The sequence below is a fragment of the Synechococcus sp. ROS8604 genome, assembly GCF_014279655.1.
Taxonomy (GTDB): domain Bacteria; phylum Cyanobacteriota; class Cyanobacteriia; order PCC-6307; family Cyanobiaceae; genus Synechococcus_C.
Genome location: NZ_CP047946.1, coordinates 1,890,427 through 1,905,239, shown reverse-complemented (window position 1 = coordinate 1,905,239; position 14,813 = coordinate 1,890,427). Strand labels below are relative to the sequence as shown.

The following is a 14,813-nucleotide window of genomic DNA, read 5'->3' as shown; positions in this document are numbered from 1 at the left end:
ACTCATGTGCTTCTCGGCTTCTGCGAGTTTCACGGCGTCTGCGGTCCTCATGCCCTTAGGGCTGTATTCCCTTCACCTCGCCTCTAAGGCTGAACAACCTGGATATAAACCATTAGCACTCGTGCCTTTCTTTTTTGGTGTTCAGCAATTTGTAGAGGGTCTGGAGTGGACTGGAATCGTCGGTGGAAAGATTGAACCGTTGACATCTTTGGCTGGGCTTGGATTTTTATTCTTTGCTTATTGTTTTTGGATGATTTGGATTCCATGGAGCGCTTGGTCTATTAGTCGAACGACAGATTCAGTCGGTCTACAAAGACGTTTGAAATGGGTGGCCATTGTTGCAACCGTTCTGGGTATCTTTTTCTATGTTCCTTTGTTGCTCAATCCCCCAGCTCTTCAGCCGTCCGTATTTAGCAACGGTCGATTGATGTATGACGTTTCTAATCTTCAAAGTATCTTCCATAATTTTGTGAATACTGAGCCTGTTGGTGAGCTTGTTTATTGGGGCTTTATTGTTCTCCCCCTGGTCGCTGTTAGTGATCGAGCTGTGAAATTATTTGGCGTGCTGATCTTTGTCTCGATCTTCCTTACCTGGATTACCTATAGCGCAACGTTTAATTCTGTTTGGTGTTTCTATTGTGCTGTCCTTTCTATCATGGTGGTGTGGATTGTAAATCGTCCTCAAGTTCAGCGTTCTCAAGTTCAGCGTTCCTGACCTGATGATTCAGCAACTTAACGAGCAGTTGGTTTCGATGGGCCAGGTTCTTCTGGCCCTTGACACAGGTGTGGGCCTTCTTGTGGCGGTTGGCTTTTCAATGTCTATGTCCCATCTGTTCTCTCTGCTTGCCAATCGACTGACGCCCAGGCAAATCTTTTTTCACATGGTGGTCGATGCGCTCGTTCTTAGCCTGGCTCTTTTGCTATGCCTTATTTGTCATTGTTTGATGCTGGCTTTGATGGAAGGGGTCCCCTTGCATCCCATTGCTTTCGGGAATCGGATGGCTGTGGCACTCTGGCCTGGCCTTTTTTATGTACTGGTTGCAGCTCCTTATGTGAGTGATCTGATTGCCGTCACACTTCTTGCTTGGATGCATCTCAATATGTTGGTTTTAATTAACGCCATGTACGGAATTCCTTTTCTTCACGCCCTATTTGTTTGCCTTCCTGGTTATGTGATTGCTTTGCTGCTTGTAGGGGCTTTGTTCTCGCAACGATGGCGATCGAGTTATGACACATTGGCGAAAGAAGTAGCTCTCCAAATCCAGCGATGACTAAAAACAACGCCGTTGTCCACGCTCATAGACACAGCATTCGTCTTGGGGCTCGTGTCCTGATTGCTGTGTTGGTCTTGGTGGGCATCTTGATGCTGATCGGTGTTGGTGTGGTGCGGAGGGATGCAGCTTCTCTTCTGCAATCAGGGTCTCTCTTAGAGCTTCTAGGTGTGTCGGGAGGAGCGATTGTTGTTGTCTTGGCTTTGGTAGGTGTGTATTCGGTGATGGTTGATTTTGTGTTCTGGGAAGGGTGGATGCAAAGTTTTCCAGATGCCAGCGGTTTGTTTGTTGGGAATGAAGAGAAGCGGTCGGTGCATCGCCATTTCTTGGTGTATCTCGATGGCATTCATCAAAGCGAAGAGAGTCATCCGCCGAGAGTTCAGGAGTTTCTGAATTGCTTAGAATCTGAAATTGCCAATGATTCCCTGTTAGTGAAAGGCATTGAGGCCTATACCATCACGGATGTTGGTCTTCGTGCTGCTTCTTACTCCCGGTGGTTTTGGCAGAGATTGTTTGCTCTTCAAGAGCATCATGCTAACGCTTTTGTTCAGTTTATTTGTGCGTTTTGTATTCAGGCAAATAATGTTATTAAGGTCGGTATTTCGTCTGATCGTCGTTATGGGCCTGTTATGAATTATGAATTAGCTCTAAAAATTGCACGACGATTAGAGCAGTTAGATTTTCATCCTTCGCACGCATCTCGCGTGGTTTTGGTTGGTTATAGTGGCGGGGCTGAAATGGCTATTGGCACGGCTGAAATCTTGCAAAAGCTGTGCTGCAGTCCTGTTCAAGTGATTACTGTCTGTGGGGTGTTTAGCGGCAATGCTGCTCTGGAAAATATTCAGGATGTGGCGATGGTTGTTGGAAGTAAAGATCCTGTTGCTGCCTTCGGTCGTCTTGCCTATCCCGGACGCTTGGGTTTATTGCCCCTTACAAATTGGAATCGTTGGCAGCGATCGCATTCCTTGCATCGTTACCGAATTGATCGTATGAGTCATAACGGTTCGTCAGGACCGTTTAGTGTGGCGTTTCGCCATAAGGTTGTTGCTGCAGTTTGTCGTGAACTTGAACGCAGTTTGGTTAGCGCCCCTTCAGGTTGAGATGTTGGATGAGTAAGAACGGTGATTGCGTCGGTTGACTCGCAAGAAGGCGTCTCTTGGCATCTTTTCGGGTCTCTGAATTGTGATAAATGTCTTGAGGCATCTCTTCTAGGGCCCGTTTGTAGCGATCCACCGCATCATCATTCGGCTGCATGTTCTGCTCAAGTAAGTGATGCAGCTGCGCGCTGAGCCGTTCTCGCCATAACCCTCCGAGCGTGAGTGGAAACAGGTTGGTCCTCCCTGTCAGCGCCTGTTCCAGCAGCGCGGTGGAGTCGATGCAGAAGCCAATCGCTCCGTATCCGCCGAGATGGAGGTTCTCCATGCTGGCCTCGCTGTTGTGAATGGCGCCCATCAGTTCGCAGAGATCAATGGCGTCGGAAAGTTGTTGATCGCAAAAGACGGTTGGGCCGTATCGGACGGTGCCGTTGGAGCGTCCATTTTGCCATGGTCGATCCAAGTCATTCATGGCGGCCCAGCCATTCAGACCCTCGGTGCCTTGGTAGTACTGCAGCAGAACTGCCTCACCTTCTGGCGGTTGTAATTCCATCTCGAGGCAGGCGTGGGGGAGCAAGGCATGGATCTCTGTTTGGTCGATCTCTTGCAAGCCCGTTCGGTAAGGAACCGCAAGCGGGATTTGATTCCATTGCTTGCTGTCAGCACTGGGTGTACTCGCTCCCAGCCCGAAGCTGGCCACGCTGCTGCGCACTCTCGCCTGGCACGTCCATCCTTTGGCTTGAAGGCAATGAATGAGGTCCTTCCCGCATGACTGACCTTCGAATTGATAGATCTCGACGTTGCCTCCCTGTTGACCCAGCAGATGGCTCCCAAGAACGTTGCTTCCAAGAACGTTGAACACTTGCGCCATTTGCTGGTTCCGATGTCTGGCCTCGATGGACTGCAGATAGGAGAGTCCCTCATTACACCAGGCAATCTCACCCCCGAGTGAGGTCACTCCCGCTAGCCCTGATCGAGGCTTTGCCTGGCTTGGTTTGGTTTGCGACTGGAGGAATGCAGTGGCTTGGGATCTCCATGTTTCCAGTCCATCGGGCAGTGACCATGGGCTGCGGCCAGGATCGTTGCAACAACGCTGGCACCAACGATCTAGGGCTGATCGGCTTGGGCTTTTGCTCGGAGGTAGCAAGTGCTGTAAGTCGTCAGCGAATGCAGCCAGGAGTAGAGGACTGATCAGGCCCTCTCCAAGCAAGAGCCCGAGACCTCTCAGCTGTTCCGGCAGTGAGGCAGGTTCCTGACGCCAGCGCCGAGGAAGCATGGCGAGCAGAGGGAGCAAGCGTTGATGCTGAATGTCCTTAAGGATCCACGCAAGAAAATCTCGACGGCTAATCCCTTTTTTCAAACTTCCGCGCTCAAGGGCCTCTTCCAGCGACATCAGCCGCACATGGGCTGATTGAGAGAGGTTCCAGCTGGAATTCAGCGCAAGCAGGTCATGCTGCATGTCTGCAAGCTCAACGACCGGCTACCGCCAATCCGGAGTGGCGAATTAATGCGTCAGTGCTGGCTGTTCTCCCCCTGAAAGATTTGTAGACATCCGCTGGTCTTTGACTGCCACCGAGGCTCAAAACCGTGTTTCGGAAGCGTTGACCGGTGGCTTGAATATCCTCCTCCTGATCGAGTCCTACTTCCTCAAAAGCGGCAAAAGCATCGGCGCTTAAGACCTCTGCCCACTTGTAGGAGTAGTAACCAGCGGAGTAGCCACCAGCAAAAATATGGCCAAAGGCGCAAAGGAATCGGTCTTCCGGAATCGGTGGCAACACGGTTGTGCTCTCTGCGATCGACCGTCTGAAGGCATGCGGGGATTGACCAAGCTCGGGGCTCCAAACGCTGTGAAGACGTAGATCAGTCAAGGCGAAATGAACCTGGCGGAGCGTTCCGCATCCCTGCATGAAGGTGCGGCTGTTGCGCAGTTTGTTGTAGTCCTCTTCAGGCAATGGCTCCCCTGTTTTCCAATGACGGGCCATTCCCATCAAGGTTTGGCGATCAAGGCACCAGTTCTCCATGAACTGACTGGGAAGTTCCACCGCGTCCCATTCCACGTTGTTTATGCCTGCGGCTTGGGGATGTTCCACCGTGGTGAGCATGTGTTGAAGGCCGTGGCCAAACTCATGGAAGAGGGTCTTCACCTCTTCAAAGCTCATCAGGCTTGGAATGTCTCCGGCGGGTGGGGTCTGATTGCAAATCAGATAGGCAACAGGGTGTGTGATCTCACCTTCAGCATTGCGAGACCGGTTCAGACATTCATCCATCCAGGCTCCACCTCGCTTGCTGGCGGGTCGGCTGAAGGGATCGAGATAAAAGGCTGCGAGTGGCTTTCCCTCTTGATCACTCACTCGGAAAAAGCGCACATCCAGATGCCAGATCGGTGCTTCGCCATCAGCAGCTTCAATCTGAATGGAGAACAAACGTTCGCAAAGATGGAACAGGCCATCGAGCACTTGTGGCAGTGGGAACCATGGACGCAAGGCTTCTTGATTGAGATTGAATCGCTCTTGCCGAAGTTTCTCCGCCCAGTAGCTCACATCCCAGGCGCTGAAAGCATCAGCTTCTGTTGCGCCATGACGAAGGGCACAGTCCCTCAATTCGTCAATCTCTCGTTCCGCGACGGGCAGGGCGGCAACGCGAAGTTCTTCGAGAAGCCTTTCAACGGCGTCGACGTTGTCAGCCATTTTTGAGGCCAGGCTTTTCTCAGCCCAGTTTTGATAGCCGAGGCGTGCTGCTTGATGGGACCTCAGGTCCAGGATTTCTTCGATGAGAGGAGTGTTGTCGAGTTCTCCGGAGCTGGCCCGACTCACCTGAGCCCTGTAAACCTTCTCTCTCAGATTGCGGTTGTCGGCATGGGTCAGTACCGGGAGGTACCGGGGCATATCGAGGCCAAGACGCCAAGGTCCTTCCAAGGCTGTGGGGTCTTGTCCATCACGATGTTGATCTCCAGCCTCTTTGGCGGCAGCCGCCAATGCTTGCAGGGCCCGTTCTGGTATGCCCTGCAGTTGGTCAGCGTCATGCACCAAAAGGGTCCAGCCTTGGGTGGCATCGAGAACGTGATTGCTGAATCGGGTGGACAGGGAAGCGAGTTGTTCGCTGGCTTCATTGAAGGACTTTTGTGCAGCTCCGTTCAAACCCACTCCTCGATGGCGCATTGACAACAGCTCGGCATCAAGGATCCGGGTTTGGGTGGAGTCCAATGGATGACTGGGGTTCTGTTGAAGACTTTCCAGTGCTTGATGGATGACTTGGCTCTGCCCAGCGCGATTGCTGAAACGCACGACATCGGGTTGCTGCGCTGCATGGGCTTCCCGCAGCTCAGGGCTGTTGCAGACGCCGTTGAGGTGGCTCACCACCCCCCAGCTCCAGCGCAAGCGTTCCCCAAGAAGGTGAAGGGGTGTCATCACCTCATCCCAGCTCAGCGGTGTGTTGTCAGACAAGCGTTGCTGAAGAGTGGATTCCAGCGTGCTCAGCTGATCTTCCAATTCCTGGATCAGGGCTGGGATATGCGCTTTTACCTGGGATGCATCGATGGCCTCGAAGCGCGGTAAGCCATTTCCGCGCAAAAGTTCTGGTTTGGTCATCGCTGTCAGCCCGCCGGCAGCAGGGTCGTAAGTGCAACCAGGCTATGAGTGCCGAGATCACTGGCGAGAGCATCGGTGGCTGCTTCGTAGAAATCCATGGCGATACGGGGCCAAACGCCAATCACCAAAGTGGGAACCATCAAGGTGAGCCCGATCACCAGTTCTCGAGGCCGCATGTCATCAATGAAGGCAAACGCCGGGATTCGTGGCCCGAAGAACACGCGCCTGCACATGGAGAGCAGATACATCGGGGTGAGCACCAGACCAATCGCGGCAATGGCCACGGTGGTGACGCGGAACAAGGTGGTGAAATTTTCCTGATTGGTGACGCCCAAGAAGATGGTGATTTCACTGATGAATCCGCTCATGCCTGGAAGGGCCAGGGACGCCAGGGAGCTGGCGAGAAAAAAGGCAAAGGTGATTGGCAGCACCTTGGCAAGTCCGCCCATGTTGGGAATGGACAGGGTTTTTGTGCGTTCGTAAAAACAGCCGGTCACGAAGAACATGGCCGCGGCAATTAGTCCGTGACTGATCATCTGGAGCATGGCACCACTCAGACCGAGGGCATCCACGGCACCGATTCCAAGCAGCACAAACCCCATATGGCTAACGGAGCTGCAGGCGATGCGCCGTTTGACATTGTCTTGAGCGAAGGCGTTCAACGCTCCATAAATGATGTTGACGATGCCGAGAACGATGAGTGCTGGCGCCAAAACAAGATGCGCTTCCGGAAGCATTTGAACGTTGAAACGCAACAGGGCATATCCCCCCATTTTCAACAACACACCAGCGAGCAACATCGACACCGGAGCATTGGCTTCTCCGTGGGCGTCGGGGAGCCAGGTGTGAAGAGGAAACATCGGTAACTTCACCCCAAAGCCAATCAAGAATCCGAGGTAACAAAGCAATCCAAACGTTCCACCAGGAGAACGTGCAGCAAGTTCAGTCAGGTTGAGCGTGAACGTGTCTCCAGAGAGGGCTAGGGCAAGACCGCTTATCAGGATCAGCAGGGATGCGACAGCGGTGTAGAGGATGAATTTTGTGGCTGCATATTGTCGATTGCTTCCGCCCCAGATCGCAATCAAGAGATACACAGGGACGAGCTCCAGCTCCCAAGCGAGGAAGAACAGCAGGAAATCCTGCGAGAGGAAGACCAGTCCTTGGGCTGACGCTTGGACCAGCAAAAGACCGAAGTACAACTTGGTCTTATGTTGAACGTTCCAGCTGGCGGCTACGGATAAAAGCGTGACGAGTCCGCTGAGCACCACCAGTGGCGCTGAAAGTCCATCGGCTCCGAGGGACCATTCCAAACCGATCGATGGAACCCAGCTCACGCGTTCCACGAGCTGGAGACTGCTATCACTGGGGTCGAAATGCCGGCTAAAGACCACCAGCATCAGGACGAGATCGACGAGGAGGACGCCGATGGCCAGATTTCGCGGCAAAGGAGATTGCTGCGCGTCGTCTCCTGGGAGCAATGGCATCAAGAGAGCCATCGCTGCAGGAAGCAAAACGATGAGCGAGAGCCAGGGGAACGCTGCCTGGGACGCAGCCGTCAGCGGCAAATTGGCGTCCATGGCATTCGCAAGATTGAGATTGAACTTATCAGCCCCAGGGGCTGTGCTGAGTAATTTTACCCAGCGTCTTTGGGCTGCCAGTGGCTCCCAGCCGTCTGAAGGTTAAGCAGTGGAGCGCGACTAGCGACGCCCGCCGCTTCCCAAGCCTTCACCATGGCATGACTGACGGCAGGCCCTCTCTCTTCTGCGCACAGCGCCAGGATGCTCGGCCCCGCGCCGCTGATGGCACACCCCCAGGCTCCAGCCGCAAGCGCAGCTTCTTTCACTTCCTGCCCGCCTTTGATGAGCTTCCAGCGATAGGGCTCATGCAACCGATCATGCATTCCGTCTGAGATCAAATCGCCGTTTCCGGTCCTTAGGCCCTGCAGCAGCAGGGTGAGGGCGCCAAGGTTGACCACTGCATCCCCGATGGGGATCGATTTGGGCATGGCCCGTCTCGCTTCGCTGGTGCTGAGACGAATGGCGGGGATCGCAACGACTGCCTTGATGCTGTGCATCCATTCGCAACGCACCACGCGCCAGCGTTGAGATGCAGCCTTGGCTGTCATGCACAGTCCTCCCAGCAGCGAAGGCACAACGTTGTCGGGGTGTCCTTCGATATCAATGGCGAGCTCCAGTAGTTTTTCTCGACTGAGAGGTTCTCCAACCAAGGCATTGGCACCCACGAGTCCCGCCACGATGGCTGTGGCGCTGCTGCCTAGCCCCCTGGCTGGAGGAACGGCTAAACGCACGCGAGCCTCAATGGCGATGGGCTCCTGGCCGGCTGCTTGCCAGACCCGCTGAGCGGCTCGATACACGAGGTTGTCTGGCCCTCCCCGCAGATGAGACCCCTCCTGTCCCTCGATAATCAGTTCAAATCGCTCTCCATCGCCATCAATGCGACGCATGGTGAAACGGTTGTTGAGATCCAGAGCAGCGCCTAGACAGTCGAATCCTGGACCAATGTTGGCGGTGGTAGCGGGAACGTCCACCACCACTGTTTGGCCGATACGCGGCTGCGCCATCCCTGCGTTTCCACTCAGGTCAGTGTCCCACTCGACTCAGCCAGTTCTCGTGCTCTGCAGGCAGCACTAAACAGACCAGCTCCCGGATCGATGACAGCTCGCACCGTTAAACCTTCCAAAAACGGCTGAAACCGCCCTTTCTGGCGCAGGGCAGTTAAGAAAGGCATGGACTTCAAACCATCTTGGTTCTTTTCGGCTGTGCCCCCTCCGATCCAGAGCCCTCCTGTGCACAATTCTTGGAGCGCCAGGTCCCCGGCCGCTGCTCCGTAGGCACTGAGCCATAGCGTCATCGCCGCGTTCGCGATGCGGTCGCCGGCTTGGGCGTATTGGCATGTGGAAGCGGGGAGATCGTGATAGCCGGGTTGGTCTGGTGTGTTGTATCTCCATGCCTTGGCTTTCTCTTGAAGCGGGTGCGTTGCGTTCTCCGCCTGTTGGAGCATCCAGTTCATGACATGGCCCAAACCGGTTCCGCTGACAACTCTCTCCACGGAGATTCGCTCGAGGGAGAGATCGCGCTTGAGCCATTGCACAAGGGCCCATTCATCGTTGCAACGGGGAGCGAACTCTCTGTGGCCCCCCTCGCTGGGTAACGCAATCAAGCCTGTCTTGCTCGGAAGTCCCCGAGCCATCCCCAAGCCTGTTCCTGCTCCAAGAATGGCGACGGGACCTTGCTCGGCTTGGCTGCCTTCGGAATCCAATCCTGATCCTGCTTGAAGCGTGATCTGCTGACTGTCGCTGAAATGCGGCAGGCCATAGATCAGAACGGCGAAATCGTTGACGAGCTCAACGCGCTCCAAGCCTGCCGATTGTTGCAACGACTCTTGGCTGATCCTCCATCCCAAATTGGTGAGTTCAGCGGCTCGGTTTTTAACCGGACCTGCGACGGCAAAGCAACTGGTTTGAGGCGTGCCGTTGGTGTCTGGGCGCGTTTGCAGGAAGTGCTTGAGCATCGAGTCGAGAGACGTCCATTCCGCCGACACGTAACGCTGAACATGCTCTTGTTTCAGCTTGCCGTTTTGATCGCTGTAGATCGCTAAGAGCGTTTTGGTGCCACCGAGATCCCCGGCCAGGTACGTGGTTGCCTGCATTGGACCTGTCGGCGCATCTCAGCCCAAGGCTGATGGCTGTGCTCGAAATCGACAAGTCTTGATGCGTGTCTGGAACGCTCAGTCTCGAAAAAGGTCCAGAGGCAGCGGCCCCCAGGTCGGACCTGACTGTGAACCAACTTGTGCCAACTCGCTTTGATGTCCGCTGATCAAGAAGCCTTCTCCCAGTCCCGCCTCATCTCGGATGCGAATGAAACCGGTGGATTGGTTGGCTTTGAGAAAAACGCCACTGTCAATGCCCGTCTCGTCTTCGAGCCGCATGGCAGGCCATCCCATCGCCAGTTCGAGGTCGCGAAGACAACGCATGGCTTCCGTGGACGAGGAGGCCATGACGCCAACCGTGAACCAGGCGAAAGGCTGCATCGCAGCGATGAGTTCGCTTTTGAGATCCTTGCGCTCGCGCGCACTGAGCGCTGGGGCCGTGCGCAATCGAATGAGGTCGGCCAGAGCTGTGATGGCTGGATCGCTCATTCCCCGATCCTCCCACTGCCGGCAAAAGAGAGCGATGCCTGCCGTTCTTGGTTTGCCGATTGTGCTGTTGAGATCAAACGCTCCTTGGTGATCACACCCAGGTCACCATCGCGGCGGCTGCGCAGGCTGGCAGCGCCCTGTTCAGCTTCTTTGGCTCCAATCACAGCGAGCACTGGGATTTTCATCTGCTCACCCGTACGGATCAGCTTCCCGAGGCGGTCTCCACTGCGGTCAATGCTGGCGCGAATTCCAGCTGCTTTGAGCTGGGTTTGCAATTCTTCCGCGTAACCCAGAACTTCATCGGTGACGGGAAGCAGCCGGATCTGTTCTGGAGCGAGCCAAAACGGGAAATCTCCCGCATAGTTTTCTGTCATGATTCCGAAAAACCGTTCCAGTGACCCGAAGATGGCCCGGTGAATCATGATCGGGCGCTGTTTGCTGCCATCAGCAGCGATGTAGTCAAGGGCGAAACGCTCAGGCAGGTTGAAATCGAGCTGAATGGTGGAGCACTGCCACATCCGCCCAATCGCATCCTCGATTTTCAGGTCGATTTTGGGTCCGTAAAAGGCTCCGCCACCCTCATCGATTTTGTAGTCCCAGCCCTTGCGCTCAAGTGCTTCGATCAGGCCTTTGGTGGCGAGTTCCCAGACAGCGTCATCGCCTATTGCTTTGTCTGGTTTGGTGGAAAGGTTGATCTCGTAGTTGCTGAAATCGAATGTCGACAGAATTCTTTCTGTGAGATTGAGGATGCGCAAAATCTCATCACTGATCTGTTCTGGTAGGCAGAAAACGTGTGCATCGTCTTGCGTGAAGCCACGCACTCGCATGAGCCCATGCATCACCCCAGGTCGCTCATAGCGGTAAACAGTTCCGAGTTCCGCCCATCGGATTGGGAGTTCCCGGTAGCTGCGCAGTTTGCTGGCGTAGGTCAAAACGTGGAACGGACAGTTCATCGGTTTGAGCTGGTACTGCCTCTCATCCACCTCCATGGGGCCAAACATGCTTTCCGCATAGAAGTCGAGGTGACCTGAGGTCTTCCAGAGGCTGATGTCCGCGACGTGGGGCGTGTACAGCAGTTCGTAATCCCCTTCGAAATGCGCTTGCTTCCAGAAGTCTTCAATCAGCAGACGCATGCGTGCGCCCCGGGGATGCCAGAACACAAGTCCGGCTCCCGCTTCGTCTTCGATGGAGAACAGATCGAGATCTTTGCCGAGGCGGCGGTGATCCCGACGGAGTGCCTCTTCTTTGCGGCGTCTGTGCTCAGACAGTTGCTCGGCGGTTTCCCATGCAGTGCCGTAAATACGTTGGAGCTGAGCCTTGGTTTCGTCACCACGCCAGTAGGCACCGGCCACACTTTCGAGTTCAAAGGCTTTTGGATTCAGTTCGCTCGTGTTGGCCACATGCGGGCCAGCACAGAGATCCCACCACTGTTCCCCCAGGGTGTAAAGCGTGATTGGCTCGACCAGGCGCTCGAGAATTTCCAGTTTGTAGGGTTCGTTTTGGGCCTTGATGCGACGTTCTGCCTCATCGCGACTGACTTCAATGCGCTCTAACGGGAGCTTGCGGCCGATGATTTTTCCCATCTCCTTTTTGATCGCCTTGAGATCGGCTTCCGTGAAGGGTTCTGGATTGTCGAAGTCGTAATAAAAGCCTGTTTCAGTCCAGGGACCAATGGTCGCTTGGGCTTGGGGAAACAGCTTCTGAACCGCCATGGCCATCACGTGGCTCATCGAGTGGCGAATCTTCAGCAGGTTCTCGCTGTCGCTGGTCTTGGGCAGAACCACAGGCGCGGTAGGGGCTGGAGTGGTTGCTGCGACGCTGCTCACCGTTTCCTGTTCAGGGCCCGCCATCCTATGGGGGTGCGTTGAACAAGCAATGAATCAGGACGCGGATGCTCTGCTCGAATCCTTGTTGGACTCTTTGCTCAACGACTTCAACCACTGGTTCAAGCGTGGCCAGGAGCTTCTAACGTCATGCCCGGATTCCGTGATGACTCCGGATGAACGCGAAGCGATGGGGGTGCGCATTGATGAAGGGCTTCGGGCCATTACGGCCACCAGAGCCCTTGTGAATGCCACTCCGGCGGCGATGGCCATCTCGATGGAGTCGATGACGCCTTGGCATCAGCTCGTGATCGAGGTTTGGGGTCTCGCAGCCCTGGTTTCGGAGGCGAAGGCGAAGAACTCGCTCTAGGCGCCTTGACGAAGCTTCTGCAGATTTTTTGAATAGAAGCTTGCTAGCTCAGCGTGTGTTTTGACGGGTTGACCGTAGGCACTGCGTCCCGAATGGGTGGGAAAGGAAGCCCATTCAGGAGCGAGGCTATTCATGGCTTCAGCTGTTAAGCCTTTCTGGTCCACTTCGTTAAGGGCTCCTCGTCTCTTGACCAGATGAAGAGCCGCTTGGTCTTGGTGTTCTGGAGAAAAACTAGGCAGTTTCAAACGACCTGAAACCTCTTGCCAGGTGGTTGGCAAAAACTGATAGGCCCCTGCAGCGGCGCTGACGTAACGCTTCACGACCACCTTCTCTGGATGTTTGGAGAGATCCTCAAACTGGCCACCTCCATAGAGGGTTCGATAGCCAAGGTCTTTGCCGTCCTTCCAGGTCCCTTCCGCATAGCGAATGGTGTTGAGCAGGGCGCGTCGTTCCGGTGTAATCGAATAAGGAGTGGCTTTGTGATCCGTCTTGGCGTCCTGTTGAAGTGCTGATGCCACTTCTTCTGCTTGTTCAACCCTTTCGCTGGAGCGTTCAGCATGAAGGCTGTGTCCGAGACCCAGTAGCAACCCCACGCTGAGAACACCAACACCGCTCGCTTGGCGGACAGCAGGTAAGACGGCAAGAGGCAGCTTGTTGAAGGAGCTCAGCAAAAGGTGATGTTCCGTAATGGAACCGCCACCTTCGTCAGGATGGGAAGCCTTTGGCGAGGCACTTGGTACCGGTCTTGACGAATGAGTGCTGGTTGTGCATGAGCAGAAACACTTAATTAATCCCTGCTTGAGACTCGCGAGACACGCTGATTTTGCTAATTATTGCTGGCCTTTCTCGGGTTTGGCGTCAAGGCTTCTCAGTAAGCTTTAAACATTAGATAATCTTTTCAAAGGTCTCTTCAATCATTAAGTCGCCAGGAAGCCCATGGCTTTGCGTACGCGATCCACGGTGGCTGTGGCCACGCCTTCAGCCCGGTCACGGCCTTGTTTCAGCACGTTCTCCAGCTCGGCGCGATCATTCATCAGTTCGTTGTATCGGCTTTGGATCGGCTCAAGAGCACTCACGGCAGCCTCTGCCAGGAGGGGCTTGAACGTGCCCCAGCCCATCTCTGCACATTCAGCGGCAGCGGCTGTCCGGTCTTTGCCACTAAGCAGCGCGTAGAGGCCTAGGAGGTTGTCGGTTTCCGGTCGATCAGGGTTGCTGAACTCAAGACCCATTTGAGGGTCCGTTTTGGCACGTTTAATTTTTTTGGTGATCAGGGCAGGTGGATCAAGCAGGGTGATCCGACTGTTGTCGTTTGGATCGCTTTTGCTCATCTTGTTGCGGCCATCCGTGAGGCTCATCACCCTCGCCCCTTCGCGCATGATCAAGGGCTTGGGCACCTGCAGTAGCGGTTGATCCTCTGAGCCGAAGCGCGCGTTGATGCGTTGTTGGGCGATGTCGCGCGCCAATTCCAAATGTTGTTTCTGATCTTCGCCAACAGGCACAAGGTCTGCGTCATACAGAAGGATGTCGGCGGCCATCAGCACTGGGTAGTCAAGAAGGCCTACCGACACGTTGTCGCCTTGCTTCACGGCCTTTTCCTTGAACTGAATCATGCGCTCAAGCCAGTTGAGGGGCGTGACGCAGTTCAGAAGCCAGCACAGCTCGCTGTGAGCTTTGACATGGCTTTGGACAAAGACGGTGGATTGAGCAGGATCAAGACCGCAGGCCAGGTAGAGGGCTGCCGTGCTGAGGGTGTCCTCCGCTAAGCGATCCGGTTGGTGCGGAACGGTGACGGCATGCAGATCCACGACACAAAAGAATGTGTCGTTGTCGTGCTGCAAATCCACCCAATTGCGAATGGCGCCCAACCAGTTGCCCAAATGAAGAGCCCCTGTTGGTTGAACGCCGGAGAGAACCCTCGGCCGCCCCATCGATCAGGCTCCTGTCTCAGGGTTGTTGTCAGTCGCTTGTGTGTCAGCCGCATCACTCACGCTGGCGTCTGAAGTCGCGTCTTCTTCAGGAGCAGTCTCTGGTTCTGCTGCAGCTTCTGGCTCCGAAGCAGCTTCTGGCTCAGGTGCAGGCGGTTGGGGTTTTGCTGGTCGTGCAAAAGGATCAGGACGTGGGGTCCGATTCCTTTCCCCTCGATTGCCTTCTCCGCGTCCGTCATCGGATCGCCGTCCGCCGCCCTGGGCTTTCTGCTGAGCGACCAGCTCCGTGAGTTGTCCGTCCTCCAGCATTTGAGCAAGAGTGCGAACCGCAAACCCCAGCACAGCAACGGTTGAACGCAGATTGAAAGCCTCCTGTAGAGCTCTCACCGCACGCATTTCGTTGTCACTGAGTCGAATACGGAATCCGCCCCCTTCTCGGCTGCCGGAATTGCGGCCGCCACGGGAGCCCCCGCCGCCCTCACCTTGTCTGCCCTGTTGACGGGAATCGCGGTTGGAATCAGTCATGGCCCGAGGCCTGGAATCAGGCGCAAGTGTGACGCATCATCGAACTTCTAGAGGCCTCCT

14 protein-coding genes are annotated in these 14,813 nt (G+C 55.1%); 4 read left to right on the top strand and 10 right to left on the bottom strand.

Features of this window, described 5'->3' with window-relative positions; genetic code table 11:
- Positions 1-4: 4 nt before the first annotated feature.
- From SynROS8604_RS10180 to SynROS8604_RS10170, 3 genes are read left to right on the top strand one after another with little or no spacing between them, the layout of a single operon-like run.
- The gene (locus SynROS8604_RS10180; RefSeq protein ID WP_186543903.1) at positions 5-715 is read left to right on the top strand and encodes a hypothetical protein; all 711 of its coding nucleotides are present in this window, start codon (positions 5-7) and stop codon (positions 713-715) included.
- 4 nt (positions 716-719) lie between these two features.
- Entirely contained in the window at positions 720-1,271 is a 552-nt protein-coding gene (locus SynROS8604_RS10175; protein WP_186543902.1) for a hypothetical protein, read from the top strand.
- The gene (locus tag SynROS8604_RS10170; protein ID WP_186543901.1) at positions 1,268-2,371 is read left to right on the top strand and encodes an alpha/beta hydrolase; all 1,104 of its coding nucleotides are present in this window, start codon (positions 1,268-1,270) and stop codon (positions 2,369-2,371) included. The genes SynROS8604_RS10175 and SynROS8604_RS10170 overlap by 4 nt, the downstream gene beginning before the upstream one ends.
- On the opposite strand, the gene SynROS8604_RS10165 is transcribed toward SynROS8604_RS10170, so the two are convergent.
- The 7 genes from SynROS8604_RS10165 to thrS form a co-directional block, all read right to left on the bottom strand.
- Positions 2,352-3,824: an ArgR family transcriptional regulator gene (locus tag SynROS8604_RS10165; RefSeq protein WP_186543900.1), complete on the bottom strand. Its 1,473-nt coding sequence runs from the start codon at positions 3,822-3,824 to the stop codon at positions 2,352-2,354. The genes SynROS8604_RS10170 and SynROS8604_RS10165 overlap by 20 nt on opposite strands.
- A 10-nt stretch (positions 3,825-3,834) precedes the next feature.
- A complete protein-coding gene (locus SynROS8604_RS10160) occupies positions 3,835-5,952 on the bottom strand; it encodes a M3 family metallopeptidase (RefSeq protein ID WP_186543899.1) in 2,118 nt (705 codons plus the stop codon).
- Between the two features lie 5 nt (positions 5,953-5,957).
- On the bottom strand, positions 5,958-7,529 hold the full coding sequence (locus tag SynROS8604_RS10155) for an NAD(P)H-quinone oxidoreductase subunit 4 (RefSeq protein ID WP_186543898.1): 1,572 nt from the start codon (positions 7,527-7,529) through the stop codon (positions 5,958-5,960).
- A gap of 56 nt (positions 7,530-7,585) precedes the next feature.
- Positions 7,586-8,533, bottom strand: a complete 948-nt coding sequence (thrB, locus tag SynROS8604_RS10150; RefSeq protein ID WP_186543897.1) for a homoserine kinase — start codon at positions 8,531-8,533, stop codon at positions 7,586-7,588.
- A gap of 14 nt (positions 8,534-8,547) precedes the next feature.
- Positions 8,548-9,621: a glucokinase gene (locus SynROS8604_RS10145; protein WP_186543896.1), complete on the bottom strand. Its 1,074-nt coding sequence runs from the start codon at positions 9,619-9,621 to the stop codon at positions 8,548-8,550.
- A 78-nt stretch (positions 9,622-9,699) separates the two neighbouring features.
- On the bottom strand, positions 9,700-10,110 hold the full coding sequence (locus SynROS8604_RS10140) for a DUF1824 family protein (RefSeq protein ID WP_186543895.1): 411 nt from the start codon (positions 10,108-10,110) through the stop codon (positions 9,700-9,702).
- Positions 10,107-11,960, bottom strand: coding sequence for a threonine--tRNA ligase (gene thrS, locus SynROS8604_RS10135; RefSeq protein WP_186543894.1), 1,854 nt, complete (start codon positions 11,958-11,960; stop codon positions 10,107-10,109). The genes SynROS8604_RS10140 and thrS overlap by 4 nt, the downstream gene beginning before the upstream one ends.
- Positions 11,961-11,985: 25 nt before the next feature.
- Between thrS and SynROS8604_RS10130 the strand changes: the two genes are divergently transcribed.
- Positions 11,986-12,303 carry a DUF2605 domain-containing protein gene (locus SynROS8604_RS10130; protein ID WP_186543893.1) on the top strand — a complete coding sequence of 106 codons (318 nt, stop codon included), beginning with the start codon at positions 11,986-11,988 and terminating at the stop codon, positions 12,301-12,303.
- Here SynROS8604_RS10130 and SynROS8604_RS10125 read toward each other — a convergent pair.
- The 3 genes from SynROS8604_RS10125 to SynROS8604_RS10115 all read right to left on the bottom strand — a co-directional run bounded on the left by SynROS8604_RS10125 (position 12,300) and on the right by SynROS8604_RS10115 (position 14,753).
- Positions 12,300-12,974, bottom strand: coding sequence for a glycoside hydrolase family 104 protein (locus SynROS8604_RS10125; RefSeq protein WP_186543892.1), 675 nt, complete (start codon positions 12,972-12,974; stop codon positions 12,300-12,302). The two genes, SynROS8604_RS10130 and SynROS8604_RS10125, sit on opposite strands and share 4 nt — an antisense overlap.
- A gap of 246 nt (positions 12,975-13,220) precedes the next feature.
- Positions 13,221-14,231 (bottom strand): tryptophan--tRNA ligase, encoded by a 1,011-nt coding sequence (gene trpS / locus SynROS8604_RS10120; protein WP_186543891.1) that lies wholly within the window; start codon positions 14,229-14,231, stop codon positions 13,221-13,223.
- A 3-nt stretch (positions 14,232-14,234) separates the two neighbouring features.
- Positions 14,235-14,753, bottom strand: a complete 519-nt coding sequence (locus tag SynROS8604_RS10115; RefSeq protein WP_186543890.1) for a hypothetical protein — start codon at positions 14,751-14,753, stop codon at positions 14,235-14,237.
- Positions 14,754-14,813: the final 60 nt, after the last annotated feature.